The sequence below is a fragment of the Shewanella sp. SR44-3 genome, assembly GCF_014163735.1.
GTDB lineage: Bacteria > Pseudomonadota > Gammaproteobacteria > Enterobacterales > Shewanellaceae > Shewanella.
Genome location: NZ_JACJDV010000125.1, coordinates 1 through 340 on the forward strand (window position 1 = coordinate 1; position 340 = coordinate 340).

The following is a 340-nucleotide window of genomic DNA, read 5'->3' on the forward strand; positions in this document are numbered from 1 at the left end:
TCAAATGCTTGTTACTAGCTCGCCAACGCTTTTCGCAAGTTACTACGTCCTTCATCGCCTCTGACTGCCAAGGCATCCACCGTATACGCTTGGTCACTTAACCATACAACCCAAATGGGTCTTTCCTGCGCTTGTTACTCATCTTGTTATGCATCGTTTTCAGTGTCACTCCTCAATCATGTAGCGCTGCTACACTCATTCGTCGTTTCACTTCAAGCCTTGCCTAACAAGCGATTAACTGCGCTTAATCTCTTTTATTGCTAAAAGACACTAAGAAAAACATTGGGTCATACTATGACCAGCTTGGTTTTTACTTGTCTCACCTCCGGGTAGGAAGTGG

1 rRNA gene is annotated in these 340 nt (G+C 44.7%); it reads right to left on the reverse strand.

What is annotated here, in order from left to right:
- Positions 1 to 103, reverse strand: a 23S ribosomal RNA gene (locus H5073_RS18115); the annotation flags it as partial.
- Positions 104 to 340: the final 237 nt, after the last annotated feature.